This window comes from Streptomyces sp. NBC_01334 (assembly GCF_035983595.1).
Taxonomy (GTDB): domain Bacteria; phylum Actinomycetota; class Actinomycetes; order Streptomycetales; family Streptomycetaceae; genus Streptomyces; species Streptomyces coriariae.
Map to the genome: position 1 here is coordinate 7020385 of NZ_CP130718.1, position 26893 is coordinate 7047277.

General features: G+C 67.8%; 15 protein-coding genes, 1 tRNA gene and 3 rRNA genes. 14 read left to right on the forward strand and 5 right to left on the reverse strand.

Annotated elements, in window-relative coordinates; genetic code table 11:
- Positions 1–161 precede the first annotated feature (161 nt).
- The gene (eccCa, locus tag OG736_RS31670; protein WP_327185398.1) at positions 162–4127 is read right to left on the reverse strand and encodes a type VII secretion protein EccCa; all 3966 of its coding nucleotides are present in this window, start codon (positions 4125–4127) and stop codon (positions 162–164) included.
- 272 nt (positions 4128–4399) lie between these two features.
- On the opposite strand from eccCa, the gene eccD reads away from it, so the two are divergent.
- Complete coding sequence (gene eccD / locus OG736_RS31675; RefSeq protein ID WP_327185399.1) at positions 4400–5911, forward strand: type VII secretion integral membrane protein EccD; 1512 nt, start codon at positions 4400–4402, stop codon at positions 5909–5911.
- Positions 5912–6091: 180 nt separating this feature from the next.
- Here the strand turns inward: eccD and OG736_RS31680 are convergent, their stop codons facing one another.
- Positions 6092–6388: a DUF397 domain-containing protein gene (locus OG736_RS31680; RefSeq protein ID WP_171399855.1), complete on the reverse strand. Its 297-nt coding sequence runs from the start codon at positions 6386–6388 to the stop codon at positions 6092–6094.
- Positions 6389–6762: 374 nt separating this feature from the next.
- Here OG736_RS31680 and rpsO point away from each other — a divergent pair, with 374 nt between their 5' ends.
- From rpsO to OG736_RS31705, 5 genes are all read left to right on the forward strand, one after another.
- On the forward strand, positions 6763–7050 hold the full coding sequence (rpsO, locus tag OG736_RS31685) for a 30S ribosomal protein S15 (RefSeq protein WP_020128575.1): 288 nt from the start codon (positions 6763–6765) through the stop codon (positions 7048–7050).
- 416 nt (positions 7051–7466) lie between these two features.
- A complete protein-coding gene (locus OG736_RS31690) occupies positions 7467–9686 on the forward strand; it encodes a polyribonucleotide nucleotidyltransferase (RefSeq protein ID WP_057601401.1) in 2220 nt (739 codons plus the stop codon).
- Positions 9683–11062, forward strand: a complete 1380-nt coding sequence (locus OG736_RS31695; protein WP_314219139.1) for a M16 family metallopeptidase — start codon at positions 9683–9685, stop codon at positions 11060–11062. Before OG736_RS31690 ends, OG736_RS31695 begins: the two co-directional genes overlap by 4 nt.
- 46 nt (positions 11063–11108) lie before the next feature.
- Positions 11109–11861 carry a 4-hydroxy-tetrahydrodipicolinate reductase gene (gene dapB, locus OG736_RS31700; RefSeq protein WP_327185400.1) on the forward strand — a complete coding sequence of 251 codons (753 nt, stop codon included), beginning with the start codon at positions 11109–11111 and terminating at the stop codon, positions 11859–11861.
- A 7-nt stretch (positions 11862–11868) separates the two neighbouring features.
- Positions 11869–12324, forward strand: a complete 456-nt coding sequence (locus OG736_RS31705; RefSeq protein ID WP_020128571.1) for a tetratricopeptide repeat protein — start codon at positions 11869–11871, stop codon at positions 12322–12324.
- 85 nt (positions 12325–12409) lie between these two features.
- On the opposite strand, the gene OG736_RS31710 is transcribed toward OG736_RS31705, so the two are convergent.
- Entirely contained in the window at positions 12410–12961 is a 552-nt protein-coding gene (locus OG736_RS31710; protein ID WP_327185401.1) for an SCO5741 family PH domain-containing membrane protein, read from the reverse strand.
- 90 nt (positions 12962–13051) lie between these two features.
- A complete protein-coding gene (locus tag OG736_RS31715; RefSeq protein ID WP_327185402.1) occupies positions 13052–13288 on the reverse strand; it encodes a hypothetical protein in 237 nt (78 codons plus the stop codon).
- A 185-nt stretch (positions 13289–13473) separates the two neighbouring features.
- On the opposite strand from OG736_RS31715, the gene thyX reads away from it, so the two are divergent.
- The 8 genes from thyX (at position 13474) to OG736_RS31755 (ending at position 23774) form a co-directional block, all read left to right on the forward strand.
- On the forward strand, positions 13474–14214 hold the full coding sequence (gene thyX, locus OG736_RS31720; protein WP_267018138.1) for an FAD-dependent thymidylate synthase: 741 nt from the start codon (positions 13474–13476) through the stop codon (positions 14212–14214).
- A gap of 228 nt (positions 14215–14442) precedes the next feature.
- Positions 14443–15342 (forward strand): 4-hydroxy-tetrahydrodipicolinate synthase, encoded by a 900-nt coding sequence (gene dapA, locus OG736_RS31725; RefSeq protein WP_020128567.1) that lies wholly within the window; start codon positions 14443–14445, stop codon positions 15340–15342.
- A gap of 127 nt (positions 15343–15469) precedes the next feature.
- Positions 15470–17155 carry a ribonuclease J gene (locus OG736_RS31730; protein WP_327185403.1) on the forward strand — a complete coding sequence of 562 codons (1686 nt, stop codon included), beginning with the start codon at positions 15470–15472 and terminating at the stop codon, positions 17153–17155.
- Positions 17156–17677: 522 nt separating this feature from the next.
- Positions 17678–19203, forward strand: a 16S ribosomal RNA gene (locus tag OG736_RS31735).
- 312 nt (positions 19204–19515) lie between these two features.
- A 23S ribosomal RNA gene (locus OG736_RS31740) occupies positions 19516–22638 on the forward strand.
- Between the two features lie 91 nt (positions 22639–22729).
- Positions 22730–22846 (forward strand): 5S ribosomal RNA (gene rrf, locus OG736_RS31745).
- The 16S, 23S and 5S rRNA genes sit together here, the layout of an rRNA operon.
- A gap of 114 nt (positions 22847–22960) precedes the next feature.
- Entirely contained in the window at positions 22961–23623 is a 663-nt protein-coding gene (locus OG736_RS31750) for a DegT/DnrJ/EryC1/StrS family aminotransferase (RefSeq protein ID WP_327187758.1), read from the forward strand.
- A 75-nt stretch (positions 23624–23698) separates the two neighbouring features.
- Positions 23699–23774 (forward strand) — tRNA-Thr (locus OG736_RS31755).
- A 57-nt stretch (positions 23775–23831) separates the two neighbouring features.
- Here OG736_RS31755 and OG736_RS31760 read toward each other — a convergent pair.
- Positions 23832–26573 carry a SpoIIE family protein phosphatase gene (locus OG736_RS31760; RefSeq protein WP_327185404.1) on the reverse strand — a complete coding sequence of 914 codons (2742 nt, stop codon included), beginning with the start codon at positions 26571–26573 and terminating at the stop codon, positions 23832–23834.
- Positions 26574–26893 lie beyond the last annotated feature (320 nt).

The following is a 26893-nucleotide window of genomic DNA, read 5'->3' on the forward strand; positions in this document are numbered from 1 at the left end:
GGCCAGACCCATGAACCCCGTTCAAGTGAGTTCACAGATCTCACCCTACTTTCCCCAATTCACCGCCGTACGGCTTGACGGCGGCGAAGCGGAGCCGCCGATTGCAGCGCCGGACAAGTCCTGCGGACGGCCCTCGGACGGTCGGCGAATACGTCCGCCCGTCACACCCCCTCCGGCGCCAACCCCACCTGCACCAGCGGCTTCCCCCGCCGCCGTGAGACGAAGACCCCGCGCCCCGCGGGCATCGGCCGAGGCCGTACCCCGCCGAGGAGGTCCCCCTCTCCGGGGTCGCCCGCCAACACCACACCCTGGGCGCCCAGCTCCTTGATCCGCTGCATGAAGGCCTCGTACGACGCCCGTCCCGCGCCCGCCGTCGACCGGGCGATGATGAACCGCACCCCGACGTCCCGGGCGAACGGCAGGAGTTCCGTCAGTCCGGCCAGCGGATTGCCGCTCGACGTCGCCACGAGGTCGTAGTCGTCGATGACGACGAACACCGTCGGTCCACGCCACCAGCTGCGGTCCCTGAGCTGTCGCGCCGTCACCTCGGCCGTCGGCGCCCGGCGCTTCATCAGGTCGGCCAGCGCGGCCATGTGGTGGTCCATGGCGTTGGACATCGGGATGTACTCGGCCAGGTGGGAATCCGGGGTCACGTCCAGCAGGGAACGCCGGTTGTCGACCACGAACAGCTTGCACTCGTCGCCCGAGTAGCGCTCCGTCAGCTGCTTGATGAGCAGCCGCAGCAGGTTCGACTTGCCGGACTCGCTCTCGCCGAAGACGAGGAGGAACGGATCCTGCTCGAAGTCGACGTAGACCGGCTCGAGCCGGTCCTCGTCGAGCGCGAAGGCGACCCCGCGGCGCGGGAAGCTGTCGCCCGGCGGCAGCGAGTCGGCCGGGAACTCCCGTGGCAGCAGCCGGACTTCCGGCGCGGGCGCCGCCTGCCACTGCCGGGAGACCTCCGCGGTCAGCGCCTGGGTGGCGTCGGCGAGGTCCGTGTCGGAGGCGAGGCCGTCGATGCGCGGCACCGCCCCCATGAAGTGCAGCTTCTGCGGCGACTGGCCACGGCCCGGCACGCCCGCCGGGACGTTCGCGGCGACCTTGCGGTCGATCTCGGAGTCCATCGTGTCGCCGAGCCGCAGCTCCAGCCGGTTCATCAGCTGGTCCTTGAGAGCGGCCCTGACCTCCATCGAACGCGAGGCGGTCAGCACCAGGTGGACGCCGTAACCGAGGCCGCGCGCCGCGATGTCGAGGATCACCTGGTCCATCGCCTCGTACTCGGACCGGAAGTTGCCCCATCCGTCGACGATCAGGAACACATCCCCCCAGGGCTGGTCCGTGACCGAGATGTCCCCGCGGGCCCGCCTGGCCCGGAACTCCGCGATCGACGGGATGCCGGCCGAGCGGAAGTACTCCTCACGGCGGGTCAGCACGCCGTACACCTCGGCCACCGTGCGCCGTACCCGCTCCGGGTCGAGCCGGGAGGCGACCCCGCCCACGTGCGGCAGGCCGGCCACCGACGCCATCGCGCCGCCGCCGAAGTCGAGGCCGTAGAACTGGACCTCGTGCGGCGTGTGGGTGAGGGCGAAGGCGCAGATCAGCGAGCGCAGCAGGGTCGACTTGCCGGACTGCGGGCCGCCGACGATCTGCATGTGGCCCGCGGCGCCGGAGAAGTCCACCCACAGGGAGTCACGGCGCTGCTCGAACGGCTTGTCCACCAGACCCACCGGCACGACCAGCCGGCCCGCGCCCTCGTACCCCGGCTGCGTGAGGCCGCGGCCCGGCACCGCCGTGAGCCCCGGCAGCAGCGCGTCCAGCGACGGCGGGCTGTCCAGCGGCGGCAGCCACACCTGGTGCGCCGCCGGGCCCTGCGCCTCCAGCCGGCGCACGATCACGTCGAGCACGGTGTCCGCCAGCGCGTCGTCGACCTCCGCATCGCCGGAGGGGCGGGCCTGCGGCACCTGCGCGTACCGCACCGGCACCTCCGCCGAGGTGAACAGCACCGGCCGCCGGTCCACCGGCAGCGGGCCGCCCCCCTGCGCCGTCCGCTGGGCGCCCGAGCGGTAGACGCCGGACACGTACGCCGCCTTGAACCGCACCATCTCGTCGGTGCCGAACTTCAGGAAGCCGGAACCCGGCACGTTCGGCAGCGAGTACGCGTCGGGCACACCGAGCGCCGCCCGCGACTCCGCCGCCGAGAAGGTACGCAGACCGACGCGGTAGGACAGATAGGTCTCCAGGCCGCGCAGTCGGCCCTCCTCCAGGCGCTGCGAGGCCAGCAGCAGGTGCACGCCGAGCGAGCGGCCGATCCGGCCGATCTGCACGAACATCTCGATGAAGTCCGGCTTCGCCGTCAGCAGCTCGCTGAACTCGTCGATCACCAGGACCAGGGAGGGGATCGGCTGCAGGGCGGCTCCCGCGGCCCGCGCCTTCTCGTAGTCGTGGATGTTGGCGTAGTTGCCCGCGTCCCGCAGCAGCTCCTGACGGCGGTTGAGCTCACCCCGGATCGAGTCGCCCATCCGGTCCACCAGCGTCAGGTCGTCCGCCAGGTTGGTGATCACGGCTGCCACGTGCGGCATCTGCGCCATGCCGGCGAAGGTCGCGCCGCCCTTGAAGTCGGCGAGGACGAAGTTCAGCGTCTCGGAGGAGTGGGTGACGGCCAGGCCCAGCACCAGCGTGCGCAGCAGCTCGGACTTGCCGGACCCCGTCGCGCCCACGCACAGACCGTGCGGGCCCATGCCCTCCTGCGCCGCCTCCTTGAGATCCAGCATCACCGGACGGCCGTCCTCGCCCACCCCGATCGGCACCCGCAACCGCTCCGCCAGCGAACGCGGCCGCCAGGTGCGCCGGGTGTCCACGGACGCGGCGTCCCCGAGGCTCAGCAGGTCGGTGAACTCCAGGTTGGCCAGCAGCGGCTCGTCGTCGTCCCCGCCGGACGCCATCCGCAGCGGGGCGAGCTGCCGGGCGAGCGCCTCGGCGGACTCGGGGGAGAGCGCGTCGGGCGTCCCCTCGTAGACGGCGCCGTGCCCCGACTCCAGCCGCAGCACGCCGGGCTGTACGACGATGTCGAGCTCGCCGCCGTCCCCCGTCGGCTCACCGGGGACGATCTCGAGGACCGTCACGCCCTGGAGCCCCTCGGGATTGGCCAGGACCGAGTCCGGGGGGAGGGAGACGCCGTCGAGGACGACGACGATGTGCGGCTCGTCGGGCAGCGGCGTCGCGTGCGGATGGAACCGCGGGCGGCCCGTCAGCCGAGCCCCGAGCAGGTTCTCCAGCTCACGGGTGTCGGCGCCGATCAGTCTGCGGCTGCCCGCCCCGTCCACGGCCCCCGACGCCTGGACGTGCGGCAGCCACTTCGCCCACTCCCAGTGCGGCAGTTCCTCCCGGCCCGCCGCGACGACGAGCACCAGGTCCTCGGACGAGTGCAGCGCGGCCAGCGAACCGGCCAGGGCACGGGCGCAGGAGCGCACCGACCGCGGCTCACCGCTGACCGTGACGTGGTAGAAGGCGCGCAGAGAGACGGCCATCGGCAGGTCGTCGAGGCTGTCGTGGACGGCGAGGAAGCGCTGGAGCGCGCCCGCGGTCAGCGGCTCCAGCTGCTCCACCGGGCCGGTGTCGGGAGCGATCAGCGGGGTGGCGAGGGCCTGGGCGCCGAGGCCGACGCGCACCTGGGCGAAGTCCTCGTCCCCGGGCCGCCGTTCCCACACCCGGCTGCCCTCGGCGACCAGGGCCCACAGCTGCTCGGGGGAGGGATGCAGGTAGTACTGCGCGTCACGCTGCCTCCGCGCGGTGTCGAGCGCGGTACGCCGGGTCTGCGCCAGGTAGCTCAGGTAGTCGCGGCGCAGATCCGCCAACTGCCCTTGCGAGCCACGCCGGAAGCGCACCACCATCGCGATCGACATGGCCACCGTCGAGGCGATCATGACCATGCCCATGATGCGCATGAACGGCTGCCCGCTCGTGAAGAAGAAGACCACCGAGCCGCCCATGCCGAGCGTCGGCAGCAGTTGCATCAGCACGCTCTCCTGATGGCCCCGCGGCAGTTCCGGTGGAGGCTGCAGAACGACCTCACCGGTGGGCACCTCGGACGGCAGCACCCGTGGCTGGCGCTTCACGACGATGTGGCTCACTGCTCACCAATCCCCTTGCGAGGCCCCGAATCCCCTTGCGCGGCCCCGGAAGACCTCGTCCGCCGCCCCGTGCCGGACGGACGCAGGCCGCCGCGTGATCCTACTGACTGCCTGTCCGACCAAGGGGCGGTAGGGTGCCGGATGTTCGCGTGAGCACACCCGCGGGCCGCGCCGCGCACCAACCGGCGCGGAACCTTCACACCGCCGACCGACGCCGAACACGTGGACACCGCACATGCCGACGCGGAACCATCACTGAGGGGGAGCAGCAGGTGAGTATCGCGGCCTCCGCGGCAGCCACCGGAGAAGGGCGCGGCACCGGAGCCGCGCCCGCGGCGGGGACGGGGCTCGGCTTCTGCCGGGTCACCATCGTCGCCCCCGACAGCCGGATCGACGTGGCGCTGCCCGACGACGTCCCCGTCGCCGACATCCACCCGGAGATCCTCAGGCTCTCCCGGCAGAGCCCCGCCGAGGGCGCTCCGGTCGGCTACCACCTCGTCCGCCGGGACGGCACCGTCCTCGACAGTTCCCGTTCGTTCGCCGCCCAGCACATCCTCGACGGCGAGCTCCTCACACTGCGCCCCTTCTCCGAGTCGCTGCCGCCCGCCGTCTTCGACGACGTGTCGGAGGCGGTCGCCTCGGCCGTGACGCGTGAGCACACCCTGTGGAGCGGCGAGCTGACCCGCGCCGCGGGCCTCGTCGGCGGAGGGGTTCTGCCGGCTCTGCTCGCCTTCGTCGCCTGGAGCGGCGACCCGCGTCACGACATGCACAGCCTGCCCGGCATCCTCGCCGCGGTCGTCGGTGTCCTGCTGGTCGCCCTCGCCTGCGTCCGGGCCCGCGTCTACGACGACCGGGACTCCGCCGTCGCCCTCGGGCTCGGCGCGCTGCCCAACGTGGGAGTGGCGGGCTCCGGGCTCCTCCCGCTCGCCGACGGCCAGGGCATCGGCAGGCTGGCGTTCCTGCTGTCCTGCGCCGCGGTGCTGCTCGCCGCGGTGCTGCTCACTCTGTGCTCCCCTCGTGGGGACGGCCCGTTCGTCGCCTTCGTGGTCGCCTCCGGCGTCGGCCTGGCGGCGGTGTTCGCGGCGATCCTGGCGCACTGGACCCCGGCCGAGACCGCCGCCCTGTGCGCCCCCGTCGGCGTGGGCGCCCTGGCCTTTCTGCCCGGCCTGTCCATGCGCTTCGCCCGGCTGCCGATCGGCTTCGACGCCCCGGCCACCGCTCCGCGCAGCGCGTACGGCGCCGATCCCACCCCGCGGGAGCCGGTCGACGCCGAGCGGATCGCCGCCCAGGCCCGCCGCGGACACGAACTCCTGGTCGGCCTGGTGGGCGGCTGCGCGGTGATCACGGTCGGCGCCTGCGCGGTCCTCGGGTTCTCCGACGACGTCTGGGCCCGGCTCCTCGCCCTGGCCGCGGGCATCGCTCTGCTGATGCGCGCCCACCTGTTCCGCTACACCGCCCAGGTCGCCCCCGTGCTGGCCGCGGGCCTCGGCTCCCTCGTCCTGCTCGGGCTCGGTCTGGCGCTGAACCCGCCGCACTCGGTGATCCGCGACGCGCTGACGGGTGACCGCACCGATCTGGACATCCGTACCGTCTGGCTCGTCGCGGCGATCGCGGCGGCGTCCGCGATCGTCACCGCGATCGGCCTGATCGGCTCGCGGGGCGGCCTCACGCCGTTCTGGGGCCGCTTCATGGAGCTCGCCGAGGGCTTCGTCCTGCTGACGCTCGTCCCGTTGGCCCTGGCCGTCTTCGACGTGTACGCGGCAGCCCGGTCGATGACGGGCTGACCCGCGGGCGGCCGCGACGGAACGCCGGGCGCGAGCCGCGGCGCACCCGCCCGGCCACACGGGTCCCCGACTCCGGCCCGGGCTCAGCGCCGCACGCGGTGCGGACGAGCGGCGGCCGACACCTGCCGGCCGCGCCCCGTAGGAGTCGGCCGGCAGGAGTCGTACCGGCCGCCGGCCCGGCTACCGCGCGGCAGATCCCCCGTTGTGCGGCGCCGGCTCCAGATCGAACTCGCCGTCCCGGGCACCCAGCACGAAGGCCCGCCACTCCGCCTCCGTGTAGCGCAGCACCGTCTCCGGGTCGAGCGACGACCGCATCGCCACGGCCCCCGCGGGCAGGTGGGCGATCTCGACGCGCTCCTCGTGCTCCTCCGTGCCCGGGGCGCACTGCCACTCGACGCCGGAGATGTCGAGCGCGTACAGCTCGTCCCGCTCCCGCTCCTTGCGCGCTTTGACGTCTTTGTCCTCGGCATCGGCCATGTCGGCTCCGACCCTTTCCCCTGGGTTCCCGCTGTTCCAACGAGCTGTAGCGCCAGCCTACTTGCCGGCGTTCCCCCAGCTCAGAGGTTCTTCTTTTACGTTCCGGTCCGGCGTCGTCGCCCGTACACTGCCCCCGCGCGGCGCGGCGCGGTACGGGCCGAGCGCCGGCCGCGATATCCCGGACGGGCCCGCTGCCCCGGCCTGCTACCCTGGCTTTCGGCCGTTTGTGTACGCACCCCCGGAAACACCCTCAGGGAGTCCCTGAAGGTTCCGGAGGCCGCGCCCAGCGGATCCCGCCACCCGAGTAACGGAAGCTCCCCCGAGACCAAGACCGGGGGCACTCGGTGGCCACTCAAAGACTACGAGGAGTACGCGTGCCGCTCGATGCCGCTACGAAGAAGCAGCTCATCACGGAGTTCGGCCAGAAGGAGGGCGACACCGGCTCCCCCGAGGTCCAGGTCGCCATGCTGTCCCGCCGGATCTCGGACCTGACCGAGCACCTCAAGACGCACAAGCACGACCACCACTCCCGTCGTGGTCTGCTGATCCTGGTCGGTCAGCGTCGCCGCCTTCTCCAGTACCTGGCCAAGAAGGACATCCAGCGCTTCCGTGCGCTGGTCGACCGCCTCGGCATCCGCCGCGGTGCGGCGGGCGCCAAGTAGAACGCCGTGAGGGGGAGCGGTTCCCGGACCATCGGGACCGCTCCCCTTTGCCGTACGTACCGGTACACAGCGGTACGTACGGCGCATATGGATACACCCCGACGACGGGGCCGTCGTACGCCCTGTCGCCGTGCGGAAACGTGCGGAGTGTCACCAACGCTTTGTAGTGTGGTAGCACAACGCCATACGTACGACACAGCGTGATGACGTGTACTCGCTGCGGGTAAACGTCACCACGCCCACCGAACGAGGAGAAGCGCGCCTAGCCGCCGCCGGTCCTCGGTAGTGGCCCCCGGGCAAGAGAACCCCGGGTGCTTCGATCGAAGACCGGCCCGCACCGAGCGTTTCTCCGCAACCGTCCCCCTGCCACACGGGCAGCGAGGGACGAAAGACGACAAGTAACGGAGAAAATGCTAGTGGAGAACGAGACCCACTACGCCGAGGCCGTCATTGACAACGGCACCTTCGGCACCCGCACCATCCGCTTCGAGACGGGCCGCCTGGCCAAGCAGGCCGCCGGCTCCGCCGTGGCGTACCTGGACGACGACACCATGGTGCTGTCGGCCACCACCGCCTCCAAGAACCCCAAGGACCAGCTCGACTTCTTCCCCCTCACGGTGGACGTCGAGGAGCGGATGTACGCCGCCGGCAAGATCCCCGGCAGCTTCTTCCGCCGTGAGGGCCGTCCCTCCGAGGACGCCATCCTCACCTGTCGGCTGATCGACCGCCCGCTGCGCCCGTCCTTCAGGAAGGGCCTGCGCAACGAGATCCAGGTCGTCGCCACGATCATGGCGCTCAACCCCGACCACCTGTACGACGTCGTGGCGATCAACGCCGCCTCCGCGTCCACCCAGCTGGCCGGTCTGCCCTTCTCCGGCCCGATCGGCGGCGTCCGCGTCGCGCTGATCAACGGCCAGTGGGTCGCGTTCCCGACGCACACCGAGCTCGAGGACGCCGTCTTCGACATGGTCGTCGCCGGTCGCGTCCTGGAGGACGGCGACGTCGCGATCATGATGGTCGAGGCCGAGGCCACCGAGAAGACCATCCAGCTCGTCGCGGGCGGCGCCGAGGCGCCGACCGAGGAGGTCGTCGCCTCCGGTCTGGACGCCGCGAAGCCCTTCATCAAGGTGCTCTGCAAGGCCCAGGCCGACCTCGCCGCCAAGGCCGCGAAGCCGACCGGCGAGTTCCCGGTCTTCCTCGACTACCAGGACGACATCCTGGAGGCGCTGTCCGCCGCCGTCCGCCCGGAGCTCGCCTCCGCGCTGACCATCGCGGGCAAGCAGGACCGCGAGGCCGAGCTGGACCGCGTCAAGGCGCTCGCCGCCGAGAAGCTCCTGCCGGAGTTCGAGGGTCGCGAGAAGGAGATCTCCGCCGCGTACCGCTCGCTCACCAAGCAGCTGGTCCGCGAGCGCGTGATCAAGGAGAAGAAGCGCATCGACGGCCGCGGCGTCACGGACATCCGTACGCTCGCCGCCGAGGTCGAGGCCATCCCGCGCGTGCACGGTTCGGCGCTGTTCGAGCGTGGCGAGACCCAGATCCTGGGCGTCACCACCCTGAACATGCTCCGGATGGAACAGCAGCTGGACACCCTCTCCCCGGTGACCCGCAAGCGCTACATGCACAACTACAACTTCCCGCCGTACTCCGTCGGCGAGACCGGCCGTGTCGGCTCCCCGAAGCGCCGCGAGATCGGCCACGGCGCCCTCGCCGAGCGCGCCATCGTGCCGGTCCTGCCGACGCGCGAGGAGTTCCCCTACGCGATCCGTCAGGTGTCCGAGGCCCTCGGCTCCAACGGCTCGACGTCCATGGGCTCGGTCTGCGCCTCCACCATGTCGCTGCTGAACGCCGGTGTGCCCCTCAAGGCCCCCGTCGCCGGTATCGCCATGGGCCTGATCTCCCAGGAGATCAACGGCGAGACGCACTACGTCGCCCTCACCGACATCCTCGGTGCGGAGGACGCCTTCGGCGACATGGACTTCAAGGTCGCCGGCACCAAGGAGTTCGTCACCGCCCTCCAGCTCGACACCAAGCTGGACGGCATCCCGGCCTCCGTCCTGGCCGCGGCCCTCAAGCAGGCCCGCGACGCCCGCCTCCACATCCTCGACGTGATGATGGAAGCGATCGACACGCCGGACGAGATGTCCCCGAACGCTCCGCGGATCATCACCGTCAAGATCCCCGTGGACAAGATCGGTGAGGTCATCGGCCCGAAGGGCAAGATGATCAACCAGATCCAGGAGGACACCGGCGCCGAGATCACGATCGAGGACGACGGCACCATCTACATCGGTGCCCAGGTCGGCTCGCAGGCCGAGGCCGCCCGCGCCACGATCAACGGCATCGCCAACCCGACCATGCCGGAGGTCGGCGAGCGCTACCTGGGTACGGTCGTCAAGACCACCACCTTCGGTGCGTTCGTGTCGCTGCTCCCGGGCAAGGACGGTCTGCTGCACATCTCGCAGATCCGCAAGCTCGCCGGCGGCAAGCGCGTGGAGAACGTCGAGGACGTGCTCGGTGTGGGCTCCAAGGTCCAGGTCGAGATCGCCGAGATCGACTCCCGCGGCAAGCTCTCCCTGATCCCCGTGATCGAGGGCGAGGAAGCTGATGAGGACACGAAGGACGACACCGACAAGTGACGTCGAGTAGCTCGCAGGCGACGGCCCGCACCTCTTCGGAGGCGCGGGCCGTCGCCCGTACCCAAACCCTGATCAAGGGCACGGCCGGCATCGGTGTCGTCCGCAAGACCACCCTCCCGGGCGGCCTGCGCATCGTCACCGAGACCCTCCCCTCGGTCCGCTCCGCCACCTTCGGCATCTGGGCGCACGTCGGCTCCCGCGACGAGACGCCGTCCCTGAACGGCGCCACGCACTACCTGGAGCACCTCCTCTTCAAGGGGACGAACCGCAGGTCCGCGCTGGACATCTCGTCCGCGATAGACGCCGTCGGCGGCGAGATGAACGCGTTCACGGCGAAGGAGTACACGTGCTACTACGCGCGCGTGCTCGACGCCGACCTGCCGCTCGCCATCGACGTCGTCTGTGACATGCTCACGGGCTCCCTCATCCGCGAGGAGGACGTCAACGTCGAGCGCGGCGCGATCCTCGAGGAGATCGCGATGACCGAGGACGATCCCGGCGACTGCGTGCACGACCTGTTCGCGCAGACGATGTTCGGCGACAACGCCCTCGGCCGCCCGGTCCTCGGCACCGTCGACACGGTCAACGCCCTCACCGCCGACCGCATCCGCCGCTTCTACAAGAAGCACTACGACCCGACCCACCTCGTGGTCGCGGCCGCCGGCAACATCGACCACAACAAGGTCGTACGCCAGGTCCGCGCGGCCTTCGAGAAGGCGGGCGCCTTCAAGAACCCGGACGCCACGCCCATCGCCCCGCGCGACGGCCGGCGCGCGATCCGCTCGGCCGGCCGCGTCGAGCTGATCGGCCGCAAGACGGAACAGGCGCATGTCGTCCTCGGCATGCCGGGTCTGGCCCGCACGGACGACCGGCGCTGGGCGCTCGGCGTGCTGAACACGGCCCTCGGCGGCGGTATGTCCTCCCGCCTCTTCCAGGAGGTCCGCGAGAAGCGCGGCCTGGCCTACAGCGTGTACTCGTACACCTCGGGCTTCGCCGACTGCGGCCTCTTCGGCGTGTACGCGGGCTGCCGCCCGAGCCAGGTGCACGACGTGCTGAAGATCTGCCGGGACGAACTCGACCAGGTCGCCGAGCACGGCCTGTCCGACGAGGAGATCGTCCGCGCCATCGGCCAGCTGAGGGGCTCCACGGTCCTCGGCCTGGAGGACACCGGCGCGCTCATGAACCGCATCGGCAAGAGCGAGCTGTGCTGGGGCGAGCAGATGTCGGTCGACGACATGCTGACCCGGATAGCGGCCGTGACCCCGGACGAGGTCCGCTCCGTGGCCCGCGACATCCTGGGACGGCGCCCGTCGCTGTCGGTCATCGGCCCGCTCAAGGACAAACAGGCCGCCCGGCTGCACGACGCGGTCGCCTGACCCTCTTCGACAGGCCTTCGGCAACTTCGGTAAGGAAGCACAACAGATGAGCAAGCTGCGCGTGGCGGTCCTCGGCGCCAAGGGCCGGATCGGTTCCGAGGCGGTACGGGCGGTCGAGGCCGCCGAGGACATGGAGCTGGTGGCCGCCCTCGGCCGCGGCGACAAGCTCGAGACGCTGGCCGAGAACGGCGCCCAGGTCGTGGTCGAACTGACCACGCCCGCCTCGGTCATGGACAACCTCGACTACTGCGTAGGGCACGGCATCCACGCCGTGGTCGGCACGACCGGCTGGACCGAGGAGCGCCTCGCGCACCTGACGGGCCGGCTGGCCGAGTCTCCGGAGACGGGCGTGCTCATCGCGCCCAACTTCTCCATCGGAGCCGTCCTGACCATGAAGTTCGCGCAGATCGCCGCGCCGTACTTCGAGTCCGTCGAGGTCGTCGAACTGCACCACCCCAACAAGGTGGACGCCCCGTCCGGCACCGCCACGCGCACCGCCCAGCTCATCGCCGAGGCCCGTCGCGAGGCGGGCACGGCCCCGGCGCCGGACGCCACGGAGACGGGCCTGGACGGGGCGCGCGGCGCGAACGTCGACGGCATCCCGGTGCACGCCGTCCGGCTGCGCGGGCTGCTGGCCCACCAGGAGGTGCTGCTGGGCGGCGAGGGCGAGACCCTCACGGTCCGCCACGACTCGCTGCACCACAGCAGCTTCATGCCGGGCATCCTGCTGGGCGCCCGTCGGGTGGTGTCGACTCCGGGCCTCACCTTCGGCCTGGAAAACTTCCTCGACCTCGGCTGAGGCTGACATGCGCGCCAAGCTCTCCTACGCCGTCACGGCCGCCGTCCTGGTCTTCTACTTCGCCCTGGTCGGCAGCCGCGGCGTCATGCTCATCCAGGCCGGCACACTCCTGACCGTCACCTTCGGGGTGGCGGTGCTGATCCTGCCGGTCATCGGCGTCTGGTTCCTGTGGAAGAACACCCAGTTCGTCCGCCGGGCCAACGCCCTCGCCGCCGAACTCGACGCCGAGGGCGGACTGCCCGTCGACGAACTGAAGCGCACCGCGAGCGGCCGCGTCGACCGCGACTCCGCCGACGAGGTCTTCGACCGGCGCAAGGCCGAGACCGAGGCGGCCCCCGACGACTGGCGCACCTGGTTCCGCCTCGCCGTCGCCTACCACGACGCCCGGGACACCCCGCGGGCCCGCAAGGCGATGCAACGCGCGATCAGCCTGCACGACGGCAAGCCGGTGCAGACCGTCTGAGCCGTACGTCGAAGGGGCCGGCCCGCACCTGTGGCGGACCGGCCCCTTCGACGTACGGCCGGATGTCGGATCGGTGTCCGGGGGATCAGCCGCGCCGGTTCTCCGCGGCCCACGCCTCGATCGCGTCGGCCGCCCGGTCGAACGCCTCGGCACGCGCCAGGAAGTCCGCGCCGTGCGTGGTCAGCAGCTGTGTGGCCTCCTCGGGGCGGTCCCGCCGTCCGACGGTCAGGGCCTGTCCCTGGACGGTCCGCGGCAGCCCCAGCCAGCGCACCGGCTGCTGCACGGTCCGCACCGCCACGACCCGGTCCCAGGGCAGCGTGCGGGTGAGGAGGAAACGCACGTGCCGCAGCCCGCGGTCGCTCACCCAGACACCCATACGCAGCAACCGCAGGGCGGCGGCGATCACGAGCAGGGAACAGCCGAAGACCGCGCCGGCCTCGGACATCGACCCGGTCAACGCGATGATGACGGCCGCGAACAGCACGTACGAGGCGAGCAGCAGCGCCAACGCGGCCACCCCGACCCGCCAGGGTCCGGGCCGGTAGGGGCGCCGCCAGCGCTCACGGTCCTCGAAGGGCAGCGCGACGTCGTCCGCTGCCTCGAATGCGCGGTCGGCCGTCAGGAAGGGCAGGGGCACGGCTGGTCCTCACTCGTCCATGCGTGGGCTGTGCCCGGTGAGGTTATCCGTCTGTGTCCCGGCTCACCACCATCGGGGGGCCGGATGGCGTCAGCGTCCCTGGGACGCCTGCGACTGCTGTGTCTCCGTCGAGTGGTCCAGGCTCAGCGCCGGCATCCCGATGACCAGGGAGCCCACCAGCGCGGCCACGACGGTGAGCCCCAACAGCCATCGTCCGGCTATCTGACCGGCGGATGACCGTTCGGAGGGCGGGGGAGCGACATTGCTACGGAACCGGTCGGCCTCGGCGAGGAAGGCGAAGGGTACGGGCTCGCGCCGGCGGAACATGATGGGTACTTCCTCCTGGGGCTTTCGATCGGGCTTCACTGATACAGACGAGCGGGTGCCCGAAAACGTGCCCCATATCGGCAGACGTCCCGCACGAATCCGGCGGCACGCCCGTGGCCGACCCGCTCGTCCGCCCCCGTAGAGTTGGCGCCGCTCCGAAGACGCGATGGAAGGACCCCCGCACAGTGACCGACAGCCCCGCCGACGACCTCAAGCCCGGCTTCCGCAGCGACGTCACCGTCGAGCTGGTCAAGCACACCGCGTCCGACGCCGACGTGCTCTTCGCCGCCCGCGTCTCGACCGCCGGCGAGCAGTCCCTGGACGAGCTGGGCAAGGACCCGGAGCGCTCCAAGGGCCTGATCAACTACCTGATGCGGGACCGGCACGGCAGCCCCTTCGAGCACAACTCGATGACGTTCTTCATCAGTGCCCCGATCTTCGTCTTCCGCGAGTTCATGCGCCACCGCGTGGGCTGGTCGTACAACGAGGAGTCCGGCCGGTACCGGGAGCTCCAGCCCGTCTTCTACGTCCCCGGCGAGTCCCGCAAACTCGTTCAGCAGGGCCGTCCCGGCAAGTACGTCTTCGCCGAGGGCACGCAGGCCCAGCAGGAGCTCGTCGGCCGCACCATGGAGGACTCCTACCGCCGGTCCTACGAGGCCTACCAGGAGATGCTCGCCGCCGGCGTCGCCCGCGAGGTCGCCCGTGCGGTCCTGCCGGTCGGCCTGTTCTCCTCGATGTACGCCACCTGCAACGCCCGGTCGCTGATGCACTTCCTCGGCCTGCGCACCCAGCACGAGCTGGCGAAGGTCCCGTCCTTCCCGCAGCGGGAGATCGAGATGGTGGGCGAGAAGATGGAGGCCGAGTGGGCCGCGCTCATGCCCCTCACGTACGCGGCCTTCAACGCCAACGGCCGAGTGGCGCCCTGACGGACGCGACGGAGAAGAGCGCAGGCGACGAGCCGACGGAGACGTATGTACGGATCATTCGTGCGAAGTGTCCGTATTGCGGCATTTAGAGAAGTTCATCTAGCCTGATCAAACGGACCCGGCACTGCTTGAACCCCCGAGCAGGCAGTGCCGGGTTCCACCTTTGTCATGACTTTCCGCACCCCCCGCGGGCAGACCCCACGGTGAGCAACGAGTAGCGTGTCACCCATGGCTCCGACCTCCACTCCGCAGACCCCCTTCGGGCGGGTCCTCACCGCCATGGTCACGCCCTTCACGGCGGACGGCGCACTCGACCTCGACGGCGCACAGCGGCTCGCCACCCACCTGGTGGACGCAGGCAACGACGGCCTGATCGTCAACGGCACCACCGGCGAGTCCCCCACCACCAGTGACGCGGAGAAATCGGACCTGGTACGAGCCGTCCTGGAGGCCGTCGGAGACCGTGCCCACGTCGTCGCCGGCGTCGGTACCAACGACACCCACCACAGTGTCGAGCTCGCCCGCGCGGCCGAGACGGCAGGCGCACACGGCCTCCTGGTCGTCACCCCGTACTACAACAAGCCCCCTCAGGAGGGCCTGTACCGGCACTTCACGGCCGTCGCCGACGCCGCCGAGCTGCCGGTCATGCTCTACGACATCCCCGGCCGCAGCGGTGTCCCGATCAGCACCGAGACGCTGGTCCGCCTCGCCGCGCACCCCCGGATCGTGGCCAACAAGGACGCCAAGGGAGACCTGGGCCGCGCGAGCTGGGCCATCGCGCGCTCCGGGCTGGCCTGGTACTCCGGTGACGACATGCTGAACCTGCCGCTGCTCTCCGTGGGCGCGGTCGGCTTCGTCTCCGTCGTCGGCCACGTGGTCACCCCGGACCTGCGCGCCCTCGTCGAGGCGTTCACCGCCGGGGACGTCCAGAAGGCGACCGAGATCCACCAGAAGCTGCTCCCGGTCTACACGGGCATGTTCCGTACCCAGGGCGTGATGACCACCAAGGCGGCCCTCACCCTGCTGGGCCTGCCCGCCGGCCCGCTGCGCTCACCCATGGTCGAGTGCTCGCCCGAAGAGATCGAACAGCTCAAGATCGATCTTGCGGCGGGCGGGGTACAGCTCTGACAACAGACTTCACAACTGAATAGCAGGCCACCGGTGCCTGCAATCCACAACGACAACTGCTACTGCACGAACGTCATGCACGCCACGTGCCCACCGGTACGTGGCGTGTGTGGTTGAGGAGAGTCTTTTGAGTCATCCGCATCCCGAACTTGCCCCGCCCCCGCCGCTCCCGGCGGGCGGCCTCAGGGTCACCCCGCTCGGCGGCCTCGGCGAAATCGGCCGGAACATGACGGTCTTCGAATACGGCGGCCGTCTGCTGATCGTCGACTGCGGCGTGCTCTTCCCCGAGGAGGAGCAGCCCGGCATCGACCTGATCCTGCCGGACTTCACGTCCATCAGGGACCGCCTCGACGACATCGAGGGCATCGTCCTCACCCATGGTCACGAGGACCACATCGGTGCCGTCCCCTACCTCCTCCGGGAGAAGCCGGACATCCCGCTGATCGGCTCCAAGCTGACCCTCGCTTTCATCGAGGCCAAGCTCCAGGAGCACCGGATCCGTCCGTACACCCTCGAGGTGGCGGAGGGACACCGTGAGCGCATCGGCCCCTTCGACTGCGAGTTCATCGCCGTCAACCACTCGATCCCGGACGCCCTCGCCGTCGCCATCCGCACGCCGGCGGGCATGGTGGTCCACACGGGCGACTTCAAGATGGACCAGCTTCCGCTGGACGGCCGTCTCACGGATCTGCACGCGTTCGCACGTCTGAGCGAGGAAGGCATCGACCTCCTTCTCTCCGACTCCACGAACGCCGAGGTTCCCGGTTTCGTGGCGCCCGAGCGGGACATCTCCAACGTCCTGCGCACGGTCTTCGCGAACGCCCGCAAGCGGATCATCGTGGCCAGCTTCGCCAGCCACATCCACCGCATCCAGCAGATCCTGGACACCGCGCACGAGTACGGCCGCAGGGTCGCCTTCGTGGGTCGCTCGATGGTCCGCAACATGGGTATCGCCCGCGACCTGGGTTACCTGAAGGTCCCGCCGGGCCTCGTGGTGGACGTCAAGACGCTCGACGACCTGCCCGACCACGAGGTGGTCCTGGTCTGCACGGGCTCCCAGGGCGAGCCGATGGCGGCCCTGTCCCGCATGGCCAACCGCGACCACCAGATCCGCATCGTCCCCGGCGACACGGTGATCCTGGCGTCCTCGCTCATCCCCGGCAACGAGAACGCGGTCTACCGCGTGATCAACGGCCTGACCCGCTGGGGCGCGCACGTCGTCCACAAGGGAAACGCCAAGGTGCACGTCTCGGGCCACGCCTCCGCGGGCGAGCTCCTGTACTTCTACAACATCTGCCGCCCGAAGAACCTGATGCCGGTCCACGGTGAATGGCGCCATCTGCGCGCCAACGCCGAGCTGGGCGCCATGACCGGCGTCCCGCACGACCGCATCGTGATCGCCGAGGACGGCGTCGTCGTCGACCTCGTCGAGGGCAAGGCGAAGATCTCCGGCAAGGTCCAGGCGGGATACGTCTACGTCGACGGCCTCTCGGTCGGCGACGTGGGCGAGCCGGCCCTCAAGGACCGGAAGATCCTGGGCGACGAAGGCATCATCTCGGTGTTCGTCGTCGTGGACTCCTCCACCGGCAAGATCACCGGCGGCCCGCACATCCAGGCCCGCGGTTCCGGCATCGACGACTCGGCCTTCTCGGCCGTCACCCCGAAGATCGCCGAGGTCCTGGAACGCTCCGCGCAGGACGGCGTGGTCGAGCCCCACCAGCTCCAGCAGCTCATCCGCCGCACGCTGGGCAAGTGGGTCTCCGACACCTATCGCCGCAGGCCGATGATCCTCCCGGTCGTGGTCGAGGTCTGAGCGACGTACGGCTCCCCGTACGCGTGAACCTGGAGCGGGACTCCCCGATTTGCATCGAGGAGCCCCGCTCCAGTACGTTTACGGCTCCGCCTGAACGGGAACCCGGTACACCTCGTGCCCCGGATCCACTCCCGGGAGGGGCCGGGAAAACCGACTCAGAACTTCTGATAAAGTCGGAACCGCCGGAAAGGAAACCGCGAAACAAAAGCGGGAACCTGGAAAGCACCGAGGAAATCGGGTCGAGAAAAGATCTGATAGAGTCGGAAACGCAAGACCGAAGGGAAGCGCCCGGAGGAAAGCCTGAGAGAGTCTCTCGGGTGAGTACAAAGGAAGCGTCCGTTCCTTGAGAACTCAACAGCGTGCCAAAAATCAACGCCAGATATGTTGATACCCCGTCCCCGGCAGTGATAGCCGAGGATGAGGTTCCTTTGAAACAAAACACAGCGAGGACGCTGTGAACGGCCGGGCTTATTCCGCCTGGCTGTTCCGCTCTCGTGGTGTCGACCGGATTACCGGTAAACATTCACGGAGAGTTTGATCCTGGCTCAGGACGAACGCTGGCGGCGTGCTTAACACATGCAAGTCGAACGATGAACCACTTCGGTGGGGATTAGTGGCGAACGGGTGAGTAACACGTGGGCAATCTGCCCTTCACTCTGGGACAAGCCCTGGAAACGGGGTCTAATACCGGATAATACTTCCACTCGCATGGGTGGGGGTTAAAAGCTCCGGCGGTGAAGGATGAGCCCGCGGCCTATCAGCTTGTTGGTGAGGTAATGGCTCACCAAGGCGACGACGGGTAGCCGGCCTGAGAGGGCGACCGGCCACACTGGGACTGAGACACGGCCCAGACTCCTACGGGAGGCAGCAGTGGGGAATATTGCACAATGGGCGAAAGCCTGATGCAGCGACGCCGCGTGAGGGATGACGGCCTTCGGGTTGTAAACCTCTTTCAGCAGGGAAGAAGCGAAAGTGACGGTACCTGCAGAAGAAGCGCCGGCTAACTACGTGCCAGCAGCCGCGGTAATACGTAGGGCGCAAGCGTTGTCCGGAATTATTGGGCGTAAAGAGCTCGTAGGCGGTCTGTCGCGTCGGATGTGAAAGCCCGGGGCTTAACCCCGGGTCTGCATTCGATACGGGCAGACTAGAGTGTGGTAGGGGAGATCGGAATTCCTGGTGTAGCGGTGAAATGCGCAGATATCAGGAGGAACACCGGTGGCGAAGGCGGATCTCTGGGCCATTACTGACGCTGAGGAGCGAAAGCGTGGGGAGCGAACAGGATTAGATACCCTGGTAGTCCACGCCGTAAACGGTGGGAACTAGGTGTTGGCGACATTCCACGTCGTCGGTGCCGCAGCTAACGCATTAAGTTCCCCGCCTGGGGAGTACGGCCGCAAGGCTAAAACTCAAAGGAATTGACGGGGGCCCGCACAAGCAGCGGAGCATGTGGCTTAATTCGACGCAACGCGAAGAACCTTACCAAGGCTTGACATACACCGGAAACGTCTGGAGACAGGCGCCCCCTTGTGGTCGGTGTACAGGTGGTGCATGGCTGTCGTCAGCTCGTGTCGTGAGATGTTGGGTTAAGTCCCGCAACGAGCGCAACCCTTGTTCTGTGTTGCCAGCATGCCCTTCGGGGTGATGGGGACTCACAGGAGACTGCCGGGGTCAACTCGGAGGAAGGTGGGGACGACGTCAAGTCATCATGCCCCTTATGTCTTGGGCTGCACACGTGCTACAATGGCCGGTACAAAGAGCTGCGAAACCGTGAGGTGGAGCGAATCTCAAAAAGCCGGTCTCAGTTCGGATTGGGGTCTGCAACTCGACCCCATGAAGTCGGAGTTGCTAGTAATCGCAGATCAGCATTGCTGCGGTGAATACGTTCCCGGGCCTTGTACACACCGCCCGTCACGTCACGAAAGTCGGTAACACCCGAAGCCGGTGGCCCAACCCCTTGTGGGAGGGAGCTGTCGAAGGTGGGACTGGCGATTGGGACGAAGTCGTAACAAGGTAGCCGTACCGGAAGGTGCGGCTGGATCACCTCCTTTCTAAGGAGCACTTCTTACCGGGCTTGCTCGGTCAGAGGCCAGTACATCGGCGTACGTCCGATGCTGGTTGCTCATGGGTGGAACGTTGATTATTCGGCATTCTCAGTCATCTCGGGCTGCAAGTACTGTTCTTCGGAGCGTGGAAAGCTGATCATGAGTGGCGAGGGTGCCGGGCACGCTGTTGGGTGTCTGAGGGTATGGCCGTATGGCTGCCTTCAGTGCCGGCCCCAGTGCACTCGGATCCGTTAAGGGTTCGGGGTGATGGGTGGCTGGTCGTTGTTTGAGAACTGCACAGTGGACGCGAGCATCTGTGGCCAAGTTTTTAAGGGCGCACGGTGGATGCCTTGGCACCAGGAACCGATGAAGGACGTGGGAGGCCACGATAGTCCCCGGGGAGTCGTCAACCAGGCTTTGATCCGGGGGTTTCCGAATGGGGAAACCCGGCAGTCGTCATGGGCTGTCACCCGCTGCTGAACACATAGGCAGTGTGGAGGGAACGCGGGGAAGTGAAACATCTCAGTACCCGCAGGAAGAGAAAACAACCGTGATTCCGGGAGTAGTGGCGAGCGAAACCGGATGAGGCCAAACCGTATACGTGTGAGACCCGGCAGGGGTTGCGTGTACGGGGTTGTGGGATCTCTCTTTCACAGTCTGCCGGCTGTGAGACGAGTCAGAAACCGTTGATGTAGGCGAAGGACATGCGAAAGGTCCGGCGTAGAGGGTAAGACCCCCGTAGTCGAAACGTCAACGGCTCGTTTGAGAGACACCCAAGTAGCACGGGGCCCGAGAAATCCCGTGTGAATCTGGCGGGACCACCCGCTAAGCCTAAATATTCCCTGGTGACCGATAGCGGATAGTACCGTGAGGGAATGGTGAAAAGTACCGCGGGAGCGGAGTGAAATAGTACCTGAAACCGTGTGCCTACAAGCCGTGGGAGCGTCGCGCATCGAGTTTACTCGGTGCGTCGTGACTGCGTGCCTTTTGAAGAATGAGCCTGCGAGTTTGCGGTGTGTTGCGAGGTTAACCCGAGTGGGGAAGCCGTAGCGAAAGCGAGTCCGAATAGGGCGTTTCAGTAGCACGCTCAAGACCCGAAGCGGAGTGATCTAGCCATGGGCAGGTTGAAGCGGAGGTAAGACTTCGTGGAGGACCGAACCCACCAGGGTTGAAAACCTGGGGGATGACCTGTGGTTAGGGGTGAAAGGCCAATCAAACTCCGTGATAGCTGGTTCTCCCCGAAATGCATTTAGGTGCAGCGTCGTGTGTTTCTTGCCGGAGGTAGAGCACTGGATAGGCGATGGGCCCTACCGGGTTACTGACCTTAGCCAAACTCCGAATGCCGGTAAGTGAGAGCGCGGCAGTGAGACTGTGGGGGATAAGCTCCATGGTCGAGAGGGAAACAGCCCAGAGCATCGACTAAGGCCCCTAAGCGTACGCTAAGTGGGAAAGGATGTGGAGTCGCACAGACAACCAGGAGGTTGGCTTAGAAGCAGCCACCCTTGAAAGAGTGCGTAATAGCTCACTGGTCTAGTGATTCCGCGCCGACAATGTAGCGGGGCTCAAGCGTACCGCCGAAGTCGTGTCATTCATACAACAGGGCCAACGCCCGTATGGATGGGTAGGGGAGCGTCGTGTGCCGGGTGAAGCAGCACCGGAAGGTAGTTGTGGACGGTTCACGAGTGAGAATGCAGGCATGAGTAGCGATACACACGTGAGAAACGTGTGCGCCGATTGACTAAGGGTTCCTGGGTCAAGCTGATCTGCCCAGGGTAAGTCGGGACCTAAGGCGAGGCCGACAGGCGTAGTCGATGGATAACCGGTTGATATTCCGGTACCCGCTGTGAAGCGTCAAACATCGAACCAGGCGATGCTAAGTCCGTGAAGCCGTTCCGGACCCTTCGGGGAAAGGAAAGTGGTGGAGCCGACGAACCAGACTTGCAGTAGGTGAGTGATGGGGTGACGCAGGAAGGTAGTCCATCCCGGGCGGTGGTTGTCCCGGGGTAAGGGTGTAGGACGAACGGTAGGCAAATCCGCCGTTCACATAGTCTGAGACCTGATGCCGAGCCGATTGTGGCGAAGTGGATGATCCTATGCTGTCGAGAAAAGCCTCTAGCGAGTTTCATGGCGGCCCGTACCCTAAACCGACTCAGGTGGTCAGGTAGAGAATACCGAGGCGTTCGGGTGAACTATGGTTAAGGAACTCGGCAAAATGCCCCCGTAACTTCGGGAGAAGGGGGGCCACGTCTGGTGAGAGCACTTGCTGCTCGAGCTGGGGGTGGCCGCAGAGACCAGCGAGAAGCGACTGTTTACTAAAAACACAGGTCCGTGCGAAGCCGTAAGGCGATGTATACGGACTGACGCCTGCCCGGTGCTGGAACGTTAAGGGGACCGGTTAGTCAAGATTCGTCTTGGCGAAGCTGAGAACTTAAGCGCCAGTAAACGGCGGTGGTAACTATAACCATCCTAAGGTAGCGAAATTCCTTGTCGGGTAAGTTCCGACCTGCACGAATGGCGTAACGACTTCTCGACTGTCTCAACCATAGGCCCGGTGAAATTGCACTACGAGTAAAGATGCTCGTTTCGCGCAGCAGGACGGAAAGACCCCGGGACCTTTACTACAGTTTGATATTGGTGTTCGGTTCGGCTTGTGTAGGATAGGTGGGAGACTTTGAAGCAGCCACGCCAGTGGTTGTGGAGTCGCCGTTGAAATACCACTCTGGTCGTGCTGGATGTCTAACCTGGGTCCGTGATCCGGATCAGGGACAGTGTCTGATGGGTAGTTTAACTGGGGCGGTTGCCTCCTAAAGAGTAACGGAGGCGCCCAAAGGTTCCCTCAGCCTGGTTGGCAATCAGGTGTTGAGTGTAAGTGCACAAGGGAGCTTGACTGTGAGACCGACGGGTCGAGCAGGGACGAAAGTCGGGACTAGTGATCCGGCGGTGGCTTGTGGAAGCGCCGTCGCTCAACGGATAAAAGGTACCCCGGGGATAACAGGCTGATCTTCCCCAAGAGTCCATATCGACGGGATGGTTTGGCACCTCGATGTCGGCTCGTCGCATCCTGGGGCTGGAGTCGGTCCCAAGGGTTGGGCTGTTCGCCCATTAAAGCGGTACGCGAGCTGGGTTTAGAACGTCGTGAGACAGTTCGGTCCCTATCCGCTGCGCGCGCAGGAATATTGAGAAGGGCTGTCCCTAGTACGAGAGGACCGGGACGGACGAACCTCTGGTGTGCCAGTTGTTCTGCCAAGGGCATGGCTGGTTGGCTACGTTCGGGAGGGATAACCGCTGAAAGCATCTAAGCGGGAAGCCTGCTTCGAGATGAGTATTCCCACCCCCTTGAGGGGTTAAGGCTCCCAGTAGACGACTGGGTTGATAGGCCGGATGTGGAAGCCCAGTAATGGGTGAAGCTGACTGGTACTAATAGGCCGAGGGCTTGTCCTCAGTTGCTCGCGTCCACTGTGTTGGTTCTGAAACCACGAACGGCCCCATGTCATGGTCACGGCATGGTGCGGCTGCATGTGTTTCATAGTGTTTCGGTGGTCATAGCGTGAGGGAAACGCCCGGTTACATTCCGAACCCGGAAGCTAAGCCTTACAGCGCCGATGGTACTGCAGGGGGGACCCTGTGGGAGAGTAGGACACCGCCGAACAATCATTCAAAGGGTTGGTCCCTGAACTTTGGTTCAGGGACCAACCCTTTTTTGTTTTCGGCCACTTGAAGTTCATGTTCCGCCCTCAGCATCCACGGCATGGGTACTGCTGCAATGCTCAGGGCCGCAGGCGTCGGAGTCGGTGACGAGGTCATCGTGCCGGCCTTCGGGAATGTGGAGGTCGCCGGAGCGGTCGCCCTGGCAGGCGCGCTTCCGGTGTTCGCCGATGTCGATCCGGTGACGTACTGCCTGGACGCGGCCGCCGTCGAAGCGGTCGTGACTCCGCGCACCGCGGCGGTCGTTGTCGTGCACCGCTTCGGCCGGCCGGCGGATGTTGGGCGGTTGCACGGGGTGGGGCAGCGGCACGGGCTGCTGGTGTTGGAACAGGGGGATTCCGAGGCGCCGTACGACGAGATCGCGCAGCGTCGGGAGCGGGCGGCCTACCTCGACGGGCGGTTGCGCGGGGTGCGGATGCCGGACGGCGGGGACGGACACACTTATCAGCAGTACGTCGTGCGGGTGCCGGGGAACGGTCGGCCCGACCGGGATGCCTTCGCGCGGGCCTTGCGGGGAAAGGGAGTCGAGTGCCGGGTGCCGGTGAAGACTCCGTTGCACCGATTGCCCGAGTTCCGGCGGTGTGTGTCGCTGCCGGAGACCGAACGCGCGGCGGACGAGACCCTCGCGTTGCCGGTGGACGCTTCGTTGACGAAGCGGGACATGCAGCGGGTCGTGTCCGCCTGCAACGCGCTCGGCGGACTGCTTCAACCCGCCTTCTGAACGAGTTTGGGAACACCGGCCAGTTCGGGGTACGATCTGTTCTGTCGCCGCGAGGGAAACCTCGAAAAGCGACCGGCCCTCTTAGCTCAGTCGGTAGAGCGTCTCCATGGTAAGGAGAAGGTCAACGGTTCGATTCCGTTAGAGGGCTCCACAAAGAAGCCCCCGCCCTTTTGGGCGGGGGCTTCTTCATGCCCTGAGTACTCTTTTCTCACGCCACCCGCATCGCCAGGATCGCCATGTCGTCGGAAGGGGCGTCGGACGCGAAGCGTTCCACCGCGCGCATGATGCGGGCCGCGACCGCGCCGGCGGTGAGACCGGTACAGGTGGTGAGAACGTCGGCGAGGCCGTCGTCGCCCAGCATGCGGGTGCCCTCACGGCGCTCGGTGACGCCGTCCGTGACGCAGAGGAGGACGTCGCCCGGGTCGAGGGTGACCGTCTGCTCGTAGAGCTCCAGGTCCTCCATGACGCCCAGCAGCGGCTGCGGTTCGGCGGCCGCCTCGACGGTGCCGTCCTGGCGCAGGCGCAGGGGGAGCGGGTGGCCGGCGCAGACCACCTTCAGCTCGGCGCTGCCGTCCTCCTGCGGACGCATCTCGCCGTAGAGGAGGGTCAGGAAGCGGCTGCGGGCGCCCTCGTCGAGGATGGCCGAGTTGAGGCGCTCCAGGACGGCCGGGCCGCTGAGGCCCTCGCGTGCCAGCAGGCGCAGGGCGTGGCGGGCCAGGCCGGTCACGGCCGCCGCGTTCGGGCCCGTGCCGCAGACGTCGCCGATGGCGAAGCCGTACGCGCCGTCGCTGATGGGGAAGACGTCGTAGAAGTCACCGCCGACCTCGTTGCCCTCGCCGGCCGCGCGGTAGATGACCTCGACCTCGACGCCGTCGATCTCGGGGAGCTCCGGCGGCAGCAGGCTGCGCTGGAGGGCCTGGCTGATTGCCGTGCGCTCGGAGTAGAGGCGGGCGTTGTCGAGGGCGAGGGCCGCTCGGCGGCTCAAGTCCTCGGCCAGTTCCAGGATTTCCTGGCGGAAGTGTTCGTCGGTGGGCTTGCCGAGGGTCAGCATGCCGATGACGCGGTTGCGGGCGACCAGAGGGAGCACGACCGTCTCGCCGCCCACTGCCGAGGCTGTGGCGAGCGTGGGGCCGATGCCGGACGCCATCTGATGGTTCGGGCCGCCGGTCAGGCCCAGGCTGCGCATGGAGCTGCGCAGGGCCGCGTCGTGCGCAGCGGCGGCCGGGGCCGCCCAGACCCGGGCGCCGGGGGTGGGGACCGGGTCGGGCGGTGCGATCTTCGAGAGCAACGACTTGATGCCGTCGATGAATTCCTCGTCCTCGTGCAGGACGTACGACAGGTAGGGATCGGAGGCCTGGTCGGCGATCGTGTAGACCGCGCACCAGGTCGCCAGGGTCGGAACCGTCATCTGGGCCATCAGGGCCAGGGTCTGGTCGCGGTCCAGGGTGCCCGCGAGGAGGTCGGAGGCCTCGACGAGGAAGCTGAGGGAGCCTCGGCGCAGACGTTCCAGCTCGCCGAGGCGGGCCGACTCCACGGCCAGGGCGATGCGGTCGGCAGCGAACTGCAGGCGCAGCGCCTCCTCGTTGGAGTAGCGGCCGGAAGCCTCCGCCGCGACGCCGAGGGAGCCCGTGAGCCGGCCTTCGACCTTCAGCGGGACCGTGACGACCGAGCGCATGCCCGTGCCGTTCAGCAGGGGTACGGCGCCGGGGACGGCCAGGAGATCCTCGTGGACGGCCGGCATGCGGGCCGAGCCGTAGCGGCCGGGGCCCGCCTCGACGGGCACGCGCGCGAAGCGCTGGCGGGCGGAGGGCAGGCCCGTGGAGGCGCGGACCTCCAGCTCCGTCTCGTCGTCGGTCGCCAGCAGGAGGAAGGCGGAGTCGCCGTCGAGCATGTCGCGGGCGCGCTCCACCGTGCGCTGGAGGAGACCGTCGAGGTCGTCCGGGGCCGGGGAGCCGATGAACACCTCGAAGGGATCGGTGTTCTGGCCGTCCGAGGTGGTGGCCGGGTCGGAGGCCGGGCCGCGCGACGGCGTCTGGAGGACCGCGCGCTCGTGGTCGCGGACGAGCAGGCAGACCGTGGACGGCTCGCCGTCGGTGTCGCGGACGCGGAGGTGGGAGGCGTACACGGGCGTGACACGGCCGTTGGCGCCGCGGATGCCGTAGCTGCCCTCCCAGCGGGAGAGCTGGAGGGCCTCGACGATGCCGGTGCTGGTACCGGGCGTGTGCGGCCAGGCGGCGAGGTCGGTGAGGGGTTTGCCGGTGACCTGGTCGGCCGAGTAGCCGAAGAGCTCCTCGGCGTCTTCGTTCCAGGCCGAGATGGCGCCCGTGCGGTCGATCTGGACGACCGCCACCCGCACCCGGCTGTCGGCGAGCGGGAGGAGGTCGGCCGGAAGGGACGGGCCGGCCGTGCGGGTGCCGACCGGGCGGTCGGGGAGGTCGAGCTGGAACCAGACCTGCTTGTGGGTGGGGGTGTACTCGACGCCCCAGCGGCCGGCGATGGCCGCGCACAGCTGGAGGCCGCGGCCGCCTTCGCGGTCCGGGCTGCCCATGGTGGCGAGGGAGCCCTGGAGGGGAATCTCACGTTCGGGGTACCGGTCGGACACCTCGATGCGTACGCCGTCGGCGCTGCGCAGGCAGAGGACGTCGGCGTGGGTGCCCGCGTGGACGACCGCGTTGGTCACCAGTTCGCTGGTGAGGACGACGGCGTCGTCGATGATGTCGGCGAAGCCCCAGCCCTGAAGGGTGTCGCGGACGAAGGAGCGGGCGGTCGCCACGGATCTCCCGACGGGCTCGAAGCTGGCAGCCGCGCGCGCGGTGATCACTGAACTCCTCGGCCGGTCGTCGACGTGCAGGGCTCCCTGGCCGGTCAGGTCGCCTCGCTGGTGGGGCGGGCGCGTGCTGGAAGGCCGGGGGTCCGGGGTCTGTCCCCCCGGGATCAGTCCGGTGGTCATGTGTGCGGCCGCCCCTCCGATGCCCGCTCGTGCTCGTGCCACCGCCCAGGCCGGTCGGACCGGCGTGGCTGGACAGCCGCATGCAAGGTTACTTACCTTCCCGGCCCCTACGGATGCCGGTCGCCAGTGTTTCCGCCCGAGGGTGTGCGGACGATGTGCGAAGCTGCCGAACTGTTATGGCCTGGTTCGGCAAGGGTGAAACACTGGGCAAGCTTCTTGTGAAGGTCCGGGCAGACTGGGTGTCTTCTGAGTACAGGGGGCAGCAGCCCCCCGGGTCCGCCTGGTTTCATCGGGCGGAATACCGAGTGGCAACAGGTATG

Excerpts from the sequence above, each read along its gene's own strand:
- OG736_RS31705 (WP_020128571.1), top strand. The coding sequence starts at position 11,869 with ATGCGCGCCAAGCTCTCCTACGCCGTCACGGCCGCCGTCCTGGTCTTC.
- dapA (WP_020128567.1), top strand. The coding sequence starts at position 14,443 with ATGGCTCCGACCTCCACTCCGCAGACCCCCTTCGGGCGGGTCCTCACC.
- OG736_RS31750 (WP_327187758.1), top strand. The coding sequence starts at position 22,961 with ATGCTCAGGGCCGCAGGCGTCGGAGTCGGTGACGAGGTCATCGTGCCG.
- OG736_RS31760 (WP_327185404.1), bottom strand. The coding sequence starts at position 26,573 with ATGACCACCGGACTGATCCCGGGGGGACAGACCCCGGACCCCCGGCCT.
- dapB (WP_327185400.1), top strand. The coding sequence starts at position 11,109 with ATGAGCAAGCTGCGCGTGGCGGTCCTCGGCGCCAAGGGCCGGATCGGT.
- OG736_RS31680 (WP_171399855.1), bottom strand. The coding sequence starts at position 6,388 with ATGGCCGATGCCGAGGACAAAGACGTCAAAGCGCGCAAGGAGCGGGAG.
- OG736_RS31715 (WP_327185402.1), bottom strand. The coding sequence starts at position 13,288 with ATGTTCCGCCGGCGCGAGCCCGTACCCTTCGCCTTCCTCGCCGAGGCC.